13 protein-coding genes are annotated in these 17540 nt (G+C 39.1%); 5 read left to right on the forward strand and 8 right to left on the reverse strand.

All coding sequences use genetic code 11. The annotated features are described in order from the left end of the window. Positions 1–73 precede the first annotated feature (73 nt). Together GJB62_RS09180 and GJB62_RS09185 are read right to left on the reverse strand one after the other, a co-directional pair. On the reverse strand, positions 74–943 hold the full coding sequence (locus tag GJB62_RS09180) for a Cof-type HAD-IIB family hydrolase (protein ID WP_114084353.1): 870 nt from the start codon (positions 941–943) through the stop codon (positions 74–76). A gap of 288 nt (positions 944–1231) precedes the next feature. After that, a complete protein-coding gene (locus tag GJB62_RS09185; RefSeq protein ID WP_114084352.1) occupies positions 1232–1930 on the reverse strand; it encodes a PEP-CTERM sorting domain-containing protein in 699 nt (232 codons plus the stop codon). A gap of 551 nt (positions 1931–2481) precedes the next feature. Here GJB62_RS09185 and polA point away from each other — a divergent pair. Continuing rightward, on the forward strand, positions 2482–5418 hold the full coding sequence (polA, locus tag GJB62_RS09190; protein ID WP_114084351.1) for a DNA polymerase I: 2937 nt from the start codon (positions 2482–2484) through the stop codon (positions 5416–5418). A 217-nt stretch (positions 5419–5635) separates the two neighbouring features. On the opposite strand, the gene psb27 is transcribed toward polA, so the two are convergent. From psb27 to GJB62_RS09220, 6 genes are all read right to left on the reverse strand, one after another. Then, positions 5636–6040: a photosystem II protein Psb27 gene (gene psb27 / locus GJB62_RS09195; RefSeq protein WP_175586534.1), complete on the reverse strand. Its 405-nt coding sequence runs from the start codon at positions 6038–6040 to the stop codon at positions 5636–5638. An 826-nt stretch (positions 6041–6866) separates the two neighbouring features. Further along, positions 6867–7565, reverse strand: coding sequence for a phosphatase PAP2 family protein (locus tag GJB62_RS09200; protein ID WP_114084348.1), 699 nt, complete (start codon positions 7563–7565; stop codon positions 6867–6869). Between the two features lie 147 nt (positions 7566–7712). Continuing rightward, positions 7713–8855, reverse strand: a complete 1143-nt coding sequence (cofH, locus tag GJB62_RS09205; protein ID WP_114084347.1) for a 7,8-didemethyl-8-hydroxy-5-deazariboflavin synthase subunit CofH — start codon at positions 8853–8855, stop codon at positions 7713–7715. Positions 8856–8949: 94 nt separating this feature from the next. Continuing rightward, positions 8950–10551: a glycosyltransferase family 39 protein gene (locus tag GJB62_RS09210; protein WP_114084396.1), complete on the reverse strand. Its 1602-nt coding sequence runs from the start codon at positions 10549–10551 to the stop codon at positions 8950–8952. 437 nt (positions 10552–10988) lie between these two features. After that, entirely contained in the window at positions 10989–12158 is a 1170-nt protein-coding gene (locus tag GJB62_RS09215) for a hypothetical protein (protein ID WP_114084346.1), read from the reverse strand. Positions 12159–12659: 501 nt separating this feature from the next. Further along, positions 12660–12851 carry a CbtB domain-containing protein gene (locus GJB62_RS09220; RefSeq protein ID WP_114084345.1) on the reverse strand — a complete coding sequence of 64 codons (192 nt, stop codon included), beginning with the start codon at positions 12849–12851 and terminating at the stop codon, positions 12660–12662. A gap of 712 nt (positions 12852–13563) precedes the next feature. On the opposite strand from GJB62_RS09220, the gene GJB62_RS09225 reads away from it, so the two are divergent. From GJB62_RS09225 to GJB62_RS09240, 4 genes are all read left to right on the forward strand, one after another. Continuing rightward, a complete protein-coding gene (locus tag GJB62_RS09225) occupies positions 13564–14589 on the forward strand; it encodes a multicopper oxidase domain-containing protein (protein WP_114084344.1) in 1026 nt (341 codons plus the stop codon). A 165-nt stretch (positions 14590–14754) separates the two neighbouring features. After that, positions 14755–15792, forward strand: coding sequence for a helix-hairpin-helix domain-containing protein (locus tag GJB62_RS09230; RefSeq protein ID WP_114084343.1), 1038 nt, complete (start codon positions 14755–14757; stop codon positions 15790–15792). A gap of 187 nt (positions 15793–15979) precedes the next feature. After that, positions 15980–16414 (forward strand): ferritin-like domain-containing protein, encoded by a 435-nt coding sequence (locus GJB62_RS09235; protein ID WP_012412436.1) that lies wholly within the window; start codon positions 15980–15982, stop codon positions 16412–16414. A gap of 113 nt (positions 16415–16527) precedes the next feature. Then, positions 16528–17496 carry an FTR1 family protein gene (locus GJB62_RS09240; protein ID WP_114084342.1) on the forward strand — a complete coding sequence of 323 codons (969 nt, stop codon included), beginning with the start codon at positions 16528–16530 and terminating at the stop codon, positions 17494–17496. The last annotated feature ends 44 nt before the right edge of the window (positions 17497–17540 follow it).

Raw genomic sequence — 17540 nt, forward strand, 5'->3', positions numbered from 1 at the left:
ACCGAGACGAAACACGGCCAGTCGTCGGTGTCCTTTCTGATTTATAGGGTTTAGGCTTGAAAAAGTGTCCTCATTACAGCAAAAACTTTTCAATTGCTACTGCTGCTCCGTCTTCCTCTACACTAGGAGCTACCCACTGCGCGATCGCTTGAACTCCTTCGGGTGCATTGCCCATAGCTACACCAAGTCCAACAGACTCTAGCATTTCTACATCATTGAAGTTATCACCAATCGCCATAACGTTGGCTATCTCTAATCCAAGTAATTCTTCGGCTAGGTAACGCACAGCAGTTCCCTTATTCACAGAGGCGTTAGTTGCTTCAAAAAAGGTAGCAACAGATGTTGTGAGATAAAGTTCAGTCGGTGTATATTGGCGGCGCAAATTCCCCAATAACCGATCGATTAAATCTATGTCATCAGACAAAGCGAGAATTTTTGTCGGTTCATTTGTTAAAGTTTGGCGCAAATCACCAACGGGAATCGGAGTAATACCAGAACGTTCTGCATAAATTTGGGTTTCTCTGGTTATTTCACGGACATATAGCTGATCGTTGATGTAAAAGTGAACAGATAGGAGCGATCGCAACTCAGGCTGTTCAAAATAGTCGAGTAGCTGGTGGGCCATTTCTCTGGAAACAGCCCAATGGCGATGAATTTCTTGGGTGTTCGGGTCTTGAATCCAGGCTCCCTGATAAGCCATTAATGGTAAGGTAGAGCCGATGTCTTGGTGAAAACGCAATGCTGAACGATACATTCTACCTGTAGCGATCGCTACTTGAATTCCTTTTGCTTGCGCTGCAACAATAGCTTGCTTTACACCTGTGCTGATGGTGTTAGAGTGTCCTGCGATCGTGCCATCTATATCCAAAACTAGTAGTTTAATGTCTTTTGCAGCAGCCTGATGATCGGTAGATGCCAAATGGATGGCAGATGCTTTCTGCATAATTTCCTAGATTTTAAGTTCCAGTAAGAGGTTAACAGGAGTGGGGAACATTAGCAAAAATTGGGTTCTCTAGTCAACCTAATTTTTATAACATGAGGATGCTGAATCACACGATTTTAGATTGCTATAGTATTTTTTAAATATTGCTAAAAATTTCTCAAAACTCTGGATAATAATCCTAACAAAAAACCCCAATTATTGAAAAAATTGGGGTTTTTAATTTAAATTAAAGAGCCTGACGGATAGATAAGATGGAAAAAACCACTTATTCAAGAAAATCTATGAATTTTACCCTTTGATCCAGCTTTTTTTGCGTTGTGACAATAGGCAAAGCCCAGCAATTAAACCAACTCCAAGTGTGGCAGAAGGTTCAGGTATCGATTTAACATCATCGTAGTCATAAGTTACTTTGATATTTGCTTTGGCAAGCGTTTGAACATAAGATGCTATGTTGCCCGAACCTGAAACTACTGAATTGGCTGTAGCTGAGAACAAAAAGTCTATGTTGCTATTACCAATGAAAGACTGCAAGAATTGGGTATTAGTGAAAGACTGAGTACCAGATTGTGTGGCAGTTAGTCCAGAAACAGTCCTTCCAGATGTACCACCAAAATCAATGCTGTTGTCAAATTGACCAACTTCGTAACTGAAGCTATTTTGTGGATTGAGCGCAAACAGAGACTGATTATTTAGTTTTAAGGTGAGTTGACTGGCAAGATTTACTGTTATATTGGCCGAGCTTTTACCTGTATTTTCAAAACCTGCATTTCCCAGGATATCGCCAGTAAATCCTATTGTCATACCTGTGAGTGTGCCTAGAGATGAGTCAAATTGTTGGACGCTCAGAGGTGCATCAGTGATATCTGTCAAATCATAATCTATGGAACTAGTGTACGAGAGAGAAGCTGCATTAGCTGCGCTAGATGTTGCAACAATTCCTGCCAAAGTTGTCGCAGTGGCAAGAGTGTTCAATAATTTTTTTTTCATGATGAAAGATTTTTCTAAAACGAATCATTACGGGATTACTAATTTATTTCTAACTCTGAAACTTTACTTGTAGGCTTGATAAATACACGTAACTTTATGTAAAGCTTTTATATTCTAGTCCCTGTGGAAAATATACTTCTTGATTGGTACATATAAAGTTTTCTTAAGGAAGAGAGGCTTTGTATAGTGGTAGTCTGAAGGCGAAATACTAAGCTAGTGTTTGTTGGTTCCTGAGAAGTAAGCTAGGTCTATCGAATTAAACATAAAGCGCTCAGGAGTATAGATCCCTGATTTCTGCTGAGAAGTTGGGGATTTGGTTACTATCTGGTTAGTATGTTGATACCCACGTACCTAATTAGGGTAGTATCTCCAGCAAAAGTTGCTTCTACTGGACTTCCGTACTAAAACTGTAAATGCGTAGACATTGATATGTGTAAAACAATACATAAATTATTTCGCACTCAAAAAGTGCGCTATTGTCGCCAAAACCAAGTTGAACAAGCATCTTAAATTGCTAACTATGTGACAAAGCTTCTGGCTAAAATAGGGCTATGTCTGAAACTTTCACTTCTGTAACTGCAACACGCCCCACGTTCATCCTTGTAGATGGACACTCGCTGGCTTATCGTTCATACTTTGCTTTCGCCAAAGGGCGAGATGGAGGACTGCGTACTAAAGCAGGGATTCCTACGAGTATATGTTTTGGTTTTGTGAAGTGCCTGCTAGAGGTAATGGCAACACAACAGCCTCAAGCAATGGCGATCGCTTTTGATTTGGGTGAGGCCACTTTTCGCCATGAAGCTGACGAGACTTATAAAGCCGATCGCAAAGAAACGCCAGAAGACTTCATTCCTGACTTAGAAAACCTGCATGAGTTACTGAATGGCTTTAATCTACCAATTTTCACTGCCCCTGGTTATGAGGCGGATGATGTTTTAGGAACCTTAGCACAGCGAGTAACTGCTGCTGGGTATAGGGTGAAGATTCTCACAGGCGATCGCGATTTATTTCAACTGATCGACTCTGACAAAGAAATCACTGTTCTGAATTTTAGTCCAGATGCCATAAAACGCTCTACAAATAGCATTACGGAATTTGAAGCAGAACAAGTCAAAGAGAAGATGGGCGTTTTACCTTCACAAATTATCGATTTCAAAGCTCTTTGTGGTGATAAATCAGATAATATTCCTGGAGTTAAAGGAATTGGAGAAAAGACAGCAGTACAGCTGCTAAGTACCTATGGTTCCCTTGACAATATTTATGCTGCATTAGATGAAATTAAAGGCGCAACCCAGAAAAAACTGGCGAGTGGTAAAGAAGATTCCGATAAGTCTCGTTATTTGGCAACCATAGTTTTAGATGTTCCTATAGAAATTAATTTAGAAGATTGCAAATTAAAAGGCTTTGATACAAGCGTCTTATCCCCCATTTTAGAAAAGTTAGAATTCAAGTCTTTTTTAGGGAAAATCAACGACCTTCAACAACGTTTTGGTGGCAAAATTGAAGAAAAGCAAGAAGCCAAAACAGACGTAGTTAATCCTAACTCAGAATTGAGAGATGATGAAGATAATGATTTGTGGTTTTTCAGTGCTAGCGATACAGCAGCAGTTCCACAACAATCTACTTCTCCTATTACACCACGCATCATCAACACTGAAGCTAAACTAACTGAGTTAGTGAAACTTTTGCAAACATTTACCACCCCAGATATTCCCGTTGCTTGGGATACTGAAACTACCGCTTTAGAACCAAGAGATGCTGAGTTAGTAGGAATTGGTTGCTGTTGGGGAATGCAACCAGATGAGGTAGCTTATATTCCTGTGGGGCATAAAACTGGAGAAAATTTGCATAAAGATTTGGTGCTAGAAGCATTACGCCCAATTCTTGAAAGCGCTGATTATCCGAAAGCTTTACAGAATGCTAAATTTGATCGCCTAGTTTTAAAGTGTCAAGGGATTAATTTGGCGGGAGTAGTGTTTGATCCCATGTTGGCAAGTTACATTCTAAATCCAGACTCAAGTCATAATTTGATGGATTTAGGGCAGCGATATTTGGGATTGATAGCAAAAAGTTACTTAGATTTAGTTCCTAAAGGCAAAACCATCGCTGATATAGATATTCCCGCCGTTGCAGATTACTGCGGTATGGATGCTTATTCTACCTTTGGTTTAGTACCGAAATTGCGTGAGGAACTGGAGCAAATTCCAACTTTGTCTAAGCTATTAGTGGAAGTTGAACAGCCACTAGAAGCAGTTTTAGCCCAAATGGAATATACGGGTGTCCGTATTAATTCAGCTTATTTAAAAGAACTTTCGCAGCATTTAGAAACGGAGTTAGCCAGATTAAAAGAAGAAGCAACTGAAATAGCTGGGGAAAATTTTAACTTGGGTTCTCCTAAGCAGTTGAGCCAAATATTGTTTGAAAAGTTGGGATTAAGCACCAAACATTCTCGTAAAATTCAAACGGGCTTCTCTACAGATGCAGCAACACTAGAAAAACTCCAAGAAGATGATAAAAGTGGTTTTGTTGAGGCGATTATTGAGTATCGCACCCTATCTAAATTAAAGTCTACTTATGTTGATGCCCTACCTGCATTGGTTCGTCCAGATACCCAGAGAGTGCATACTGATTTTAATCAAGCAGCAACATCAACTGGTAGGTTATCTTCTTCTAATCCGAATTTGCAAAATATCCCGATTCGTACAGCTTTTAGTCGCCAAATTCGGAAGGCCTTTTTACCTGAAGCTGGTTGGTTAATGGTGGCTGCTGATTACTCACAAATTGAATTGCGGATTTTGGCTCATTTGAGTCAAGAGCCAATATTAGTGCAAGCATATCAGCAAAATGAAGATGTTCACACTGTTACCGCGCGGTTAGTATTTGAAAAAGAAAATATAACCTCAGAAGAACGAGGAATAGCAAAAACTATCAATTTTGGTGTGATTTATGGAATGGGTTCTTTAAGATTTTCGCGCTCAACTGGGATAGATAAGAACATTGCCAACGAGTTCATTAAGCGGTTTAATGAACGATATCCTAAAGTTTTTGCATATTTGGAGCAGGTTAAAAAAGAAGCGATCGCTCTTGGTTATGTAGAAACTATTCTTGGTCGCCGTCGTTACTTTGATTTTACTAATAACAGTTTACGCAAATTAAAAGGCAGCAATCCAGAAGATATTGATCTGAGTAAATTGAAGAATTTGGGCCCTTATGATGCGGGTTTATTACGCTCGGCGGCTAATGCACCAATTCAAGGTTCTAACGCTGATATTATCAAAATTGCAATGGTAAGACTGCATGAGGTTTTGAAGAACTATCAGGCGCGTTTGTTGTTGCAAGTACACGATGAATTAGTGTTTGAAATTCCCCCTGATGAGTGGGAAGAATTACAACCGCAAATTAAGTCGGTGATGGAAAACTCAGTCCAGTTGAGCGTGCCATTGCTGGTAGAGGCGCGTGTCGGTGAAAATTGGATGGATACAAAGTAAGTTGAATTTTGGACTGCGGATTTAGACAATTTTTATTGAAAAATTTAAAAGGTAATCAAGAGTCAAAACTTTTGACTCTTGATTCTTGATCATTGAATAGATAATAAGCTGTTTCACATTTAAATTGCATAAACTGGGCGGGCTTTTCGGCCTACCCCACAAGAGTTATATTTAATTTGGTTATGCAAATTAGATGTTTTTTCGCTTAGTCTAAAAGTTAACCGCCACGCTTTAGCGCTGCCTCAACCTGCTGTAATTCCTTCTCTAAACGATTTTTGAGTTTTTCGGGTACGGGACGATTTGGGTAAGAACTGTAGTGTCCAGCCAGGGAATTAAGGGCTGTCCGCATGGTTGTAAAGGAACCAAGACCAGAAACAGAGTTAACTCGCTGATAGCGAGCCGAAAAGTCATTAATTTTCTGACGCGCTTCTGCTTGAACTGCTGTTTTGTCTGATGAATCTTGTGATAGATTCAGAGCCTGTCTCATCACATTGACCACAGCTAAGGTATCTTGGCGATAATCCCCAGTCAAACTATCTGGACTGCCAGAACAGCCCATTAAGCCGATAGACACAACCAAAACCAGCGCAAGCAAACGCGACCAATAGCGCTTCATATGCATTAATTAAAAGAATACGTAAATCAACGTCCATCCTATCTTGGATTGGTAACTTGGGGATCAATTGAATGGGGAGTAGGAAGTTGGTAAGGACTATTTCATTCCCTAAAAGGCGTTCATTTACAAGCATCTTGGGCAAAAAATTTAGATGATTAAAAAATCTGATTGGATAATTATCATAGTCATGGCTTCTCTACCAGACGCTACGCGCATAGTTTGCTTCGCCGTATGATGTACAGTAACGCACTTAAATTTACTTGTTGAGGCGGTAGTTTTTCGATTACCAACTGGGTGCAGATTTCTCGCTTAGGGACTTCCAAGAAATCAATTATCCAAATAAACGAACCACAGAGACAAGGCAGCGCGGTCTTGGGGGTTTCCCCCATGAGCGACTGCCGCACAGAGAACACAGAGGGAGAAGAGATAGAGAGAATTATTTGCGTTAGTTTTGGGATATTGTTTTATTTGGAAGTCCCTTATACTCTTGACAAAATTCCTGCGGCAGTTGGTGAGTAGGGATTTCAATCGCCGATTCGACGAAATCCTCAGAAGGGATAATGCTCTCGTTATGGGTTTACTACCTAGAGTGAGAGCAACAGTTTTCAGTCTATGGAAAATAGTAGCTTGTGAGTTAGGTTTATAGAATGAGAGGTTGAGACTAAACCTTGTCTACCTTGAGAACCGTAGTTTTGTAGCGACTGTCTTGAATGTCAAGCGATCGCGTAACCCAACATAAAAAAGGTGGTAATGTTGGGTTGCGTTTCACTCCACCCAACCTACATAAATATATCTTTTAAAAACTCTTGGTTTCAACATCGATGAGGTTTATTTAATCAACTGAGTTTCCTTGCCTCAATCTCTGCAATTTCAGCATCGTAATACATATCATTAGCCACAAAAAGCCGACTCCATAACCTGCAATTATGTCTGTGGGCCAATGGACTCCTAAATATAAACGGCTAATACCAATAGCAGCAATTAAAATAACTGTCAAACTGTAAATTAACTTGGCAAAACGAGGATAATGAGTTGCCAATTCGTGAGCAATAAAACCATAAAGCACCATAGAACCAAGTGCATGACCGCTAGGAAAACTAAAAGATTTTTCAGAAATTAATTGATGCCAGAGTTCCGGGCGAGGTTTAGAAAAAAATAACTTTAGCCCTGTATTTAAAATGAATGCTCCCAGGCAAGCAAGTAGAAAAAATCTTGCTTCTTCTCGATAGCGTCGCCACCAAAGTAATAGTAGATTAATGCCAACAACGATAACCACTGTAGTAGGATTACCAAGATTTGTAATAAACAGCATTAAATTATCTAAATTTGGATTGGCAAACTGATGTAGCCATAACAGAAAAGTAGTATCAAATCTAAAAGCATCTCGCTCTAAAACCTCTTCAGCCAGTTGTGCTAAAACAAAAAGGATGAGAAGACAACTAGTAAGTCCAACAATACCAATTGTCGCAATTAAGGGAGCCAAACGAGGATGTATATGACGTAACCAGAAGTTAGAAATTTTTCGAATCATACTTTAATATCATTTTTTTCGCTGTGCCTCTGGGGTTAAAAAGTAATTTATTTAACCCCAGAGGTGCAGAAAACACAAAGTAAAGAGATTGGAAAGGAATTTTTTAACTAAAATTTTTATCCACCTTGAAAAGGCTACTCCTAACTCTTAAATCCTAACTTTTTGATAAAGAGTCTCACGTTGTTGGTAAGGTCGTCCTAAAGAAGCGATCGCAGTTTGCAAGTTTTCTACTTCCATACATGTACCACCCAAAGCACCCGCCATTGTGGTGATATGCTCCTCCATCAAGGTGCCGCCGATATCGTTGCAACCCCAAACTAGGGCTTCCGTTGCACCTGCAAGCCCAAGTTTTACCCAACTCTGCTGATGATTGGGAATCCAATTACCCAAGTAAATCCGCGCCACAGCACCTAGCAGCAGCGCATCGCTTAAAACTGGTTGATCGCGTCCAACACGGCGACGTAACGGTTTGGGCGCTTCTTGACCAACAAATGGTAATAAAATAAACTCTGTGATCTTTGCTGGATATCCCTGATTGATGGCGGTTTGTTGGAGCGATCGCAATTTTTCTAAATGTCCAATTTGCTGCTCGTGGGTTTCAATATGCCCAGATAACATAGTGCTAGTGGTATGTAAGCCTAATTTATGAGCGGTGCTGACAATTTCTAGCCAAGTTGCTGTATTAATCTTTTCTGGACACAGTATCCGCCTTACTTCATCGTCTAATACTTCTGCTGCTGTTCCCGGCATTGAGCCAACACCAGCATCGCGCAAAGCAATAATCACATCTGCATACTCAAGTCCATCAAGTCTGGCGATAAATTCCACTTCTTGCGGGGAAAAAGCGTGGAGATGAATCTGTGGAAATTCCTGTTTGATGGTTTCCACTACCTTGAGGTAGTAGGGCAAAGATTTACCATTTATCAGCGCTTGTGGATTTAACCCACCCTGCATACAGATTTCTGTAGCACCCCGTTGCACTGCATTTGTCGCTTTTTCCAAAATTTGCGCCGAATCTAACCAGTATGCGCCGACATCACCATCATCTCGACGGAATGCACAAAAACTACAGTGCTGCTCACAAATATTAGTAAAGTTGATATTACGGTTAATTATGTATGTAACCGTATCGCCTGCTTGGGTGTGGCGGAGTGTGTCGGATGTAGCACGAATTGCTGCGATCGCCTCTGCTTCAGTTTGTTGTAACAACACTACTCCCTCTTCGGGAGATAAATCGTATCCCATCAAGGCACGTTCAAGAATTTCTTCAACAGCAATTTTTGTCAGCATTACTTTCTTTTTTCTGAGTAAATTTTAATTTTATGAGCTGGGAAATAATCAAATTTTACTTAATAAATATAGTAAGTTATAAATAATCAAAAGTTTATCTGCTTTTCTGTTCTAACCGCCACAGCCTACTATACTGGAAAACATCGACTAGTTTGTATTTCTTCTCAAGCTCCGCTCGAAACTGTCTAGAAGGATTATACAAAAATATATTACTGAAAGTATCAGGAATTTTTGGTATGCTTGGTTCAGTTACCAATTGCATCTGCACGTTGTGATCAAGCAAATGAATGAGAGACATTAGATCGCCAATATTTAGGGAATAATTACTACTAATTAATAATGGATTATTAGCTTTATTGATGATACGAGCTATTTCAGGGTTTTTATGGCTGCCTTTATTCCACCATGTCTCGGCTTGAGAACTGACGGTACAAGATATAACTCCACTGGAAATTACTACTACCATTAATAATTGCCAAAATTTGCGGACGATTAACTTAGAAGAAATAATTTGAGTTGCCAGCAAGTAAGCAACAGCTAGCTGAATGCTTATATAACATGGAATGATATATCTTGGTCGCAGGCTGACTTTACCTCCAATAATTAAATCAGGCAAGATGAGAGCTAAAGCAGGTACACCACTTAAGATAAAAACAAATAACCAAACTCGTTTCCCTGCTTGACGATAAAGAAATAAGAAGGAATATACTACCAAGATTAGTATTAAGGGAACTAAAAATCGACCCCAGCGCAAAATTGGCAAATTCAAATCTGGAAAAAATGGTTCGTAGCGCCAAAAATCACCAAATAAATAGCTAATATTACCAATCCAACCAGAAACCAAAAATGATACAGATTCTCTGGTTTGAGCGCTGGCTGTTGTGCGATCAATTTCAGACAGGCTATTAATAATAATTAAAATCCAAGGAAAGAAAGCTAAAAATCCGGCACTGGTTGCTATTAGATAAGCTTTAACACTTTTGGTGAATCGAAAGCGTTCAATGGCAAATACATAAATACCGTAGGCGATCGCTAGCAACCCAGAAAACAAAAAGGTGTACAATCCTAGTGCCACTGTTACTGCATAAATCCCCCAAAGCTTCTTGCTACCCAGTCTTATTGCTCGCAGCAGTGCAATACTCGTTAGCAAAGTAGTGACTATCCACAAACCGAACTCCCTTGCTTCTTGGGCGTACAGCACATGGAAGGGCGAGACTGTTAGAAGAGATATGCTTATCCATGCTGTTATGGGTGACTGAAATAATTCTAAGCACAGCCAATAAATGCAAGGAAAGACTAGCAAGCTAATTATGGCTGACAAGCTTCTCGTAGTCGCTACTGAATTGCCAAAAAATTGCATCCATAATCTAACCATCACGTAATAAAGTGGAGGATGTTGAGCATCCTCCACCGCCAAAGAGTTGATTGTATTGATTAAACTTTTTTCAGAATTAGGCTGTTGATATTTTTGTATATCTCCAACAGCAAACACGCGCCCATTAAATACTTGTTGAACAAATTCTGTTTTAGTGTAACCAGAAATTCGTAATGAGGTATAAGCTTCATCGTGCGAGTAGACTTTTCGATCCAGATAGGCGAAGCGAAAAAATATCCCTAATATTAACAAAATAATGATTACAAACCGTAGCCAAATAGGAGGGAGATATTTTGTAAGTCTTGATTTTCTGCCGATCATAAATATAAAATTATCGTAATGATTGAAGATTTTTAGTATATTAACATCCATTTGCAAACGAGATTTTGAGCTATTTAAGATTAATAAATTCAATAGCAATTGCAATAAAAGCATAATGTTTTATTAGTTCACAACAAACAAAATATAAATTAAGTAAACTTCAGGCAAATGGAATAAACATATTACCAAATTTAAATCTCGTTTTTGTTCTGCTGTTGGAATTATAAATTATCCCAGTCGCAATTAAGTGAATAAAATATGGTGTAATTTTATACGAGGAATTTTATTTATTAAGTAATTAGGTATCAATAATTAAAGGCTTGTGGTAAGAGTTTTAAGCCTTACTACAAGCCTAATATAGTTTGATTTGTTCTTGCCCACTTACTTAATACACATTGTTAGATTGGCTAGAATTATCACTAAATCAATAGATATTACTAATTTTCCCTTGCTTGTGGTGTTCGTCGGTGCTGTATTAGCAATCCAATCGCCATACCAATGCCGACGAAGGCTGTAAAGTAGAATAAACCAATTAACCGGATATAAATTGGTGGTGCGATCGCTTCAACTTCAACTTCTTGGGCTACTTTTACTGATGCAAATTGACGGTTAGATCCTGGGAGAGGAGTTGCTTCCACCTCGATTTTGTGGGGTGAACCATCAAAAAACTGTTCTTGCCATGTTAACTTACCTTGCTCGTCGGGAATCCCTTTGTAGTCAAAGACTGTTAAATTATGTTCTGTAGCGATCGCTTTTACTTGCAACGCTACATCTGTGATCGGTTGTCCGGTTGCTGTATCTTTCAGTTGTAGTGCTAAATTCGCAAGTTTTCCGACAGTTGCGTTTTTATCTACGTCAAGGCTAATTTCCAATCCTTGAGATTTCTGAGATGATGGTGCAATTACTTCAGTACTACTTGGATGGTGTTCACTGCCATGAGCTTCTGCAACTTCTGCACTAATATTGATAACTAATAGGGTTACTATAGCCACCACTGTCAATGCACTTAATAAAAGGCGTACTGACTGTGGCGCAATTTCTCCTTGTTGTAGTTCTCCTTGTCCGCCGATAACCCAACCACCTAACAATCCAAGTGATAGTAAAATAGCTGCGATAACCACAAAATATTTATATTTGATTGGATTTTCGTGGACATTCAGATTTAAAATTTGCTGATATGGAGCAAAAGCATTTGCTACTAAAGGTGACACATTTACCATTAGTTGGTAGTTACCACGAATGGGTAACATCTGCTGAATTTCTAGCTTACCATCAGGTGCAGTAGCATTCATTTGCAGCAATTTTGTTCCCTCAACAATAGGGAAATCTGTTGTTAACCAAGGATTAGGCGGTGGTGTTAGAATTTGTAGGCTAATTTTGGTATTTTCTAAATGTTTACCCGTAGCATCAACAGCTTGTAAGGTCAGGGTAACAGGAGATTGTGGTTTTTCTGCCTCTGCTTCAAAGGGAAGAATACGTTCTAAAGTTGGGTTGGTAGAGAGTAGCACTCTGGATGTAGGGGTTTGGGAATTTCCTACAAAAGAATAAAGAATTGACAAGGTGATGCAAACAGCACTGATAACCCCAAAAAGTCGATATTTTTTCATAAAAACTTACGGTAAATGTGAAACTTTTGTACTTTTTACAACTTACAGCATATATGAACCACATCCGTCGTAGTAGGGGTGCAAGGTCTTGCGCCCCTACTTATGGTCTATTTACCTGAAAATCGCTGTAAATCTTAATAGCAGTGGATGAAAATTACTCCAGATTTTTATTAGTAAGTAAAAGAATTATTGATAAATTCAGACATCATCAGAAATACGGCGTTGCTGAATTCAGGTATGAAAATGATTTTGCGTGATTTCAAAACCCTTGTAGAGACGTTGCAATGCAACGTCTCTACACTAAGATTCATATATCTAATCAGCAACGCCAAAAATACAGTTAATGTAAGGTGGAGATGAAAAAAGCATCTCTACATTACCTAAAAGTTATTTCCAAGCAAAAAAGCTGGTGCGGAACCTGCGATATTTTAGCGTTGTAACTTTGTTATGTTAACTAGCAAAGTTTTTCATTCACCTAAAAAATCTTGTGATTATGATAATTTAGTGACATGGAACGCCTAATGTATGGTGACGCGCTGAGTGTGCTGTGTTATGAACCGCAGGATAGGTGGAGAACAAAACAGTCCAGATAACTAAAGAAGATAGCACCATATAAAGTGTTACCTGCACAGGCTTGGATAAGGTAATACCTGCGGTTTTCTGCAATACTGACATTTGAGAAAAAGTAGTCATTTTTGACCTCCTAGTAATTAATTTGGGTAATTTATCAATCAAAAGGCATGATGCCACTTGATTGGAAAAAGATATACGATCAACTTTGTATTTGACAAGTGTGTATCAAATGTATTGTGTAATTCGACTTTAGTGAATACTATACTATCCTTTGAACATCGGCTCATCAGGATGTAGAAATCTCCACATAAAATCCATACAAATAACAAAAGAATGACACATAGATTTGAATGACGGCATTTTCAAAGCTGATAACACGAAGGTAACAGATTAAAATTAAAAATCAAAAATGCTCATGTTACCAAGCATCCAAAATTCCTTGAAATGTAATTGATGTTATCTCTAAGCCAATTAAATACACTACTAATTACCGATATTTGCTTGCTTGTGTCTATATCCAAGATGCTATTATACTCATTGTTTGTACTATAGGCATTGCTGAAGCAATAAGCATATCAGGAATAGGTATAAAACAGCTAGTTTTTGCTAAACATAATTTATACATAATTTAAACGTAATAATACTGTTGAAACAAAGCAAGTTTAGCTAGAATTTTTAAAGACTGATTCTAGCTTGATCTAGATTTAGCAATCTAAATAACAGTTTTTAAGCACTATCAAATTATTGACAATAATTATTAATTCCTCTAAGCTTTAAAAGCAATTGCAAATCTTTTGCAACTCTTTTTTGGTGCTTACCGTAACTAAATGTCATGCCCAACAACTTCGCTCTAGGTAACGGAAAGCCTTGGAGCCGCCGTCAATTATTGAAGCTGGGACTAGCAGGTGCTGGAGTGACTGGTGCAGCTGGACTTTGGCAGATGCTAAATCTACAAAGCAAGTCAATCGTCAAAGTGCCACCATTCAACATGGAAGCACCAGACGATGTTACTAACCCGATGAAGATGTTAAGGGATTTTGATTATGGGACGGTAAAGCAAGAAAATGGGCGGACTATCCGTGAATTTCAGCTAACTGCTGGTACTTCCATCATAAAGCTCAATAGTGCTGTCTCTTACAACATCTGGGACTTAAATGGTCGCATACCAGGCCCAACGCTACGGGCTAAACAGGGCGATCGCATTCGGATACTATTTCTCAATAACGCGGGACATTCTCATTCTTTGCATTTTCATGGGGTTCATCCGGCGGAAATGGATGGTGTTCGCCCAATCAGCAATGGTAGCGCCACAATTTATGAATTTGATGCTGAACCTTATGGTGTACACCTGTACCACTGCCATATTGAACCAGTCACCCGTCACATTGCTAAGGGACTATACGGGATGTTTATCATCGATCCACCTACTCCCCGTCCTCCGGCTGATGAGATTGTACTAGTGATGGGTGGGTATGACGTGAATGATGATAGCCATAACGATTATTATGCCTTCAATGGTCTGCCGCACTATTACATGCATAATCCCATTCCTATTTACAAAGATCAGTTGATTAGGCTGTATGTCCTCAACATCATTGAATACGATCCAGCAGTGACTTTTCATCTCCATGCCAACTTCTTTGATGTCTACCGCTATGGCATGAGTATGACTCCTAGCGAGAAAACTGATGTGATTACGATGGGTGTAGCAGAAAGGCACATATTGGAATTTGCTTTTCGCTACCCAGGTAAGTATATGTTCCATCCCCATCAGGATGCGATCGCAGAAAGTGGTTGCATGGGTCAATTTGAAGTACTTACTGAGAGTAACTCTCAAAATACTGTAAAAAATTCTTAAATAAATAATTTGTCATTAATTTATTAAAATTTTAGTTCAACTAGTTGATAAAAACTGTCATTATATGTCAAAGTAAAGTCTACTACAACGTGTCAAACAAACTAGCTTCTACTAATAGTTTGAAATGTTTCAATTAATACCTTTTTATTTGTGTGAGGAGCAAAAATGATAAAAGTTCGTTATATCTGCTTAACTGTTGCAACTGCGGCAATAATTACATTGAGTTCCTGTAGCAGTACACCAACCGCAGAAAATCCATCAGCACCAGTTGCTAGTACCCCAGCTACAGAGGCAGTAAGTAATAACAGTCATAGTGGTCACGGTAGCAAAGAAAAAATTAACATTAACACTGCTATTTTGTCACAATTAGATAAGTTTGAAGCCAAACTAGGTGTTCCAGCTTTATCTAACAAAATCCAGGCAGGTCGTCCTTATGGCAGCCCAGAAGATTTAGTTACTAAAAAAGTAATTACTCAAGAACAATTTGACCAAATTAAAGACCAGGTTGGTGTTCAAGAAGTGGCACTCACTGGAGAGGCAAAAGATGTTGACTACATGAGCAAATTGGGCTTAATGAAGGGGCATCTTTTGGTAGCACAAGAACTGCTAGATCAGAATCAGCCAAAACAAGCAGAGCCTCATATTGGACATCCTGTTGAGGAAATTTATGTTGATGTAGAAGACCAATTAAATGAGCGCAAAGTCAAAGAATTTAAGACAACATTAGTGAGTTTGCAAGATTTAGTAAAATCTAGTCCGAAGGATAGCAAAGTTAAAACTAATTTTACTTCTTCAGTGCAAGCAGTTGACGGAGCGATCGCAGCTTTGCCAGAAGCTCAACGCTCAAAACCAGGATTTGTGCTACAGGTAATTAACGAACTGCTAGATTCAGCTAACTCCGAATATGGCGCTGCGATCGCAAATGGTAAAATAACCGCGCCCATCGAGTATCAAGACTCCCGTGGTTTTGTCGTTTACGCCAATGATTTATACAAAGGAATTTCTAGTCAAGTAGCTCAAGCAGATCCCGAAGCGCACAAAGCGATCGATTCTAGTTTCGCTGAACTAATAAAAGTTTGGCCCGCCGCCATCCCACCAGCTAAAGCAGTCAAAACCCCTAGTGATGTCACCAAGCTGGTGAAAACCATTGAGGAAAACTCTCAAAAAGTAGTTGACAAATCCAATACCCAAGCACAGCGATAACACTTTGTTTTAATGGAAAGCTGATGCGAAGGAGTTTAAAATGATGAAATCGTTAAGAGTTAGGGGTTATGAATTAAGAATCCTGAGTTAAGAATCCCCATTTGCTAACTCTTGACTTCCAACTCCTCACTCCTAACTCCTAACTTCTACCTAATTACACTCCATTCGTTACTTGAACTAAGAACTGATGCAAGAACTTGACTATAAAAAGACTATCGACTTGCTGAACGCCATCATGGAATTTGAACTAGCAGGAGTAGTGCGTTATACACATTATTCTTTGATGGTGACTGGCCCTAACCGTATTCCAATTGTCGCTTTTTTCAAAGCACAGGCAAGCGAGTCTTTACTTCATGCTGAACAAGTAGGAGAAATTCTTACCGGTTTAGATGGGCATCCCTCCCTGAAAATTGCCCCAATGGAAGAAACTTACCAGCATAAAGTCAAGGATATCTTGGAAGAAAGCTTATCCCATGAAAAAAAGGCATTGGATTTGTATAAAAATCTGCTCGAAACTGTCACCAATGCTAGTATTTATCTTGAAGAATTCGCTCGTGGCATGATTGGGCAAGAAGAGATGCATAATCTCGAACTGAAAAAGATGTTACGCGATTTTAGCTAAAAGTCATTAGTCATTGGTCATTAGTCATTGGTCATTGGTCATTAGTTAAAAATAAATTCAAATGACAAAGGCCAACTGACTAATGACAAAAGACAAAAGACAAAGGAAAAAAGATGGATTTTAGTACTGCTCTACCTACTTTTGTAATAACGCTCCGAGAAGGAGTAGAAGCTGCCCTAGTTGTTGGTATTGTGCTAGCTTTGCTAAAAAAAGCTAAACAATCCCGACTCAACTCTTGGGTATATGCTGGTATCGGCGTTGGCATTGTTGTCAGTGCTTTTATAGGTGTGCTATTCAGTTGGGTAATTCAAATATTGGGAGCAGCGAATCCTCAATACACCTCGGTAGTTGAGCCAGCCTTGGAAGGTGTATTTAGCGTATTAGCGATCGCAATGCTGAGTTGGATGCTAATCTGGATGACTAAACAAGCCAGATTCATGAAAGCTACGGTTGAAGGAGCAGTAACACAAGCGCTGACACAAAACTCAAATGCTGGCTGGGGTGTTTTTACTTTAATTTTAATTGCCGTTGTCCGTGAAGGCTTTGAAACTGTTCTGTTTGTTGCTGCTAATTTTCAACAGGGATTAATGCCAGCATTGGGTGCTATTGCTGGTTTAGTAGCAGCAACAGCCATTGGAGTGCTGCTATTTAAATGGGGTGTCAAAATTAACATCCGCCAGTTTTTTCAGGTAATGGGCGTTTTCTTAGTGTTGATTGTGGCTGGGTTGGTAGTTTCAAGCTTGAAACACTTTGACGAAGCTGTGGCTAACCTTGCCCTTAGCAGTCGTTCCACAGAAAGCTTTTGTTTCTATTACGAACGTTTTACAAAAGTCCACTCCTGTATTTTGGGGCCAATGGTTTCAAATACTTCCACAATCTTGCCTGACGAACAGTTTCCGGGCATTATTCTCAAATCTTTATTTGGTTACAGAGATAATCTCTATCTTGTGCAAGCAGTGGGATATGTGACGTTCTTGCTCACTATTGGAGGACTGTATTTCCGCAGCCTTGGGGGTGCTTCTCCCGAAAGTAAAAAAAATATCCCCTTTGGTCAAAAACCAATTAGTTCTGCAAAAGATTAAAAGCACAAACAACTAGAACCCCGACTTATTTAATAAGTCGGGGT

Source organism: Nostoc sp. ATCC 53789 (assembly GCF_009873495.1).
Classification (GTDB): Bacteria; Cyanobacteriota; Cyanobacteriia; order Cyanobacteriales; family Nostocaceae; genus Nostoc; species Nostoc muscorum_A.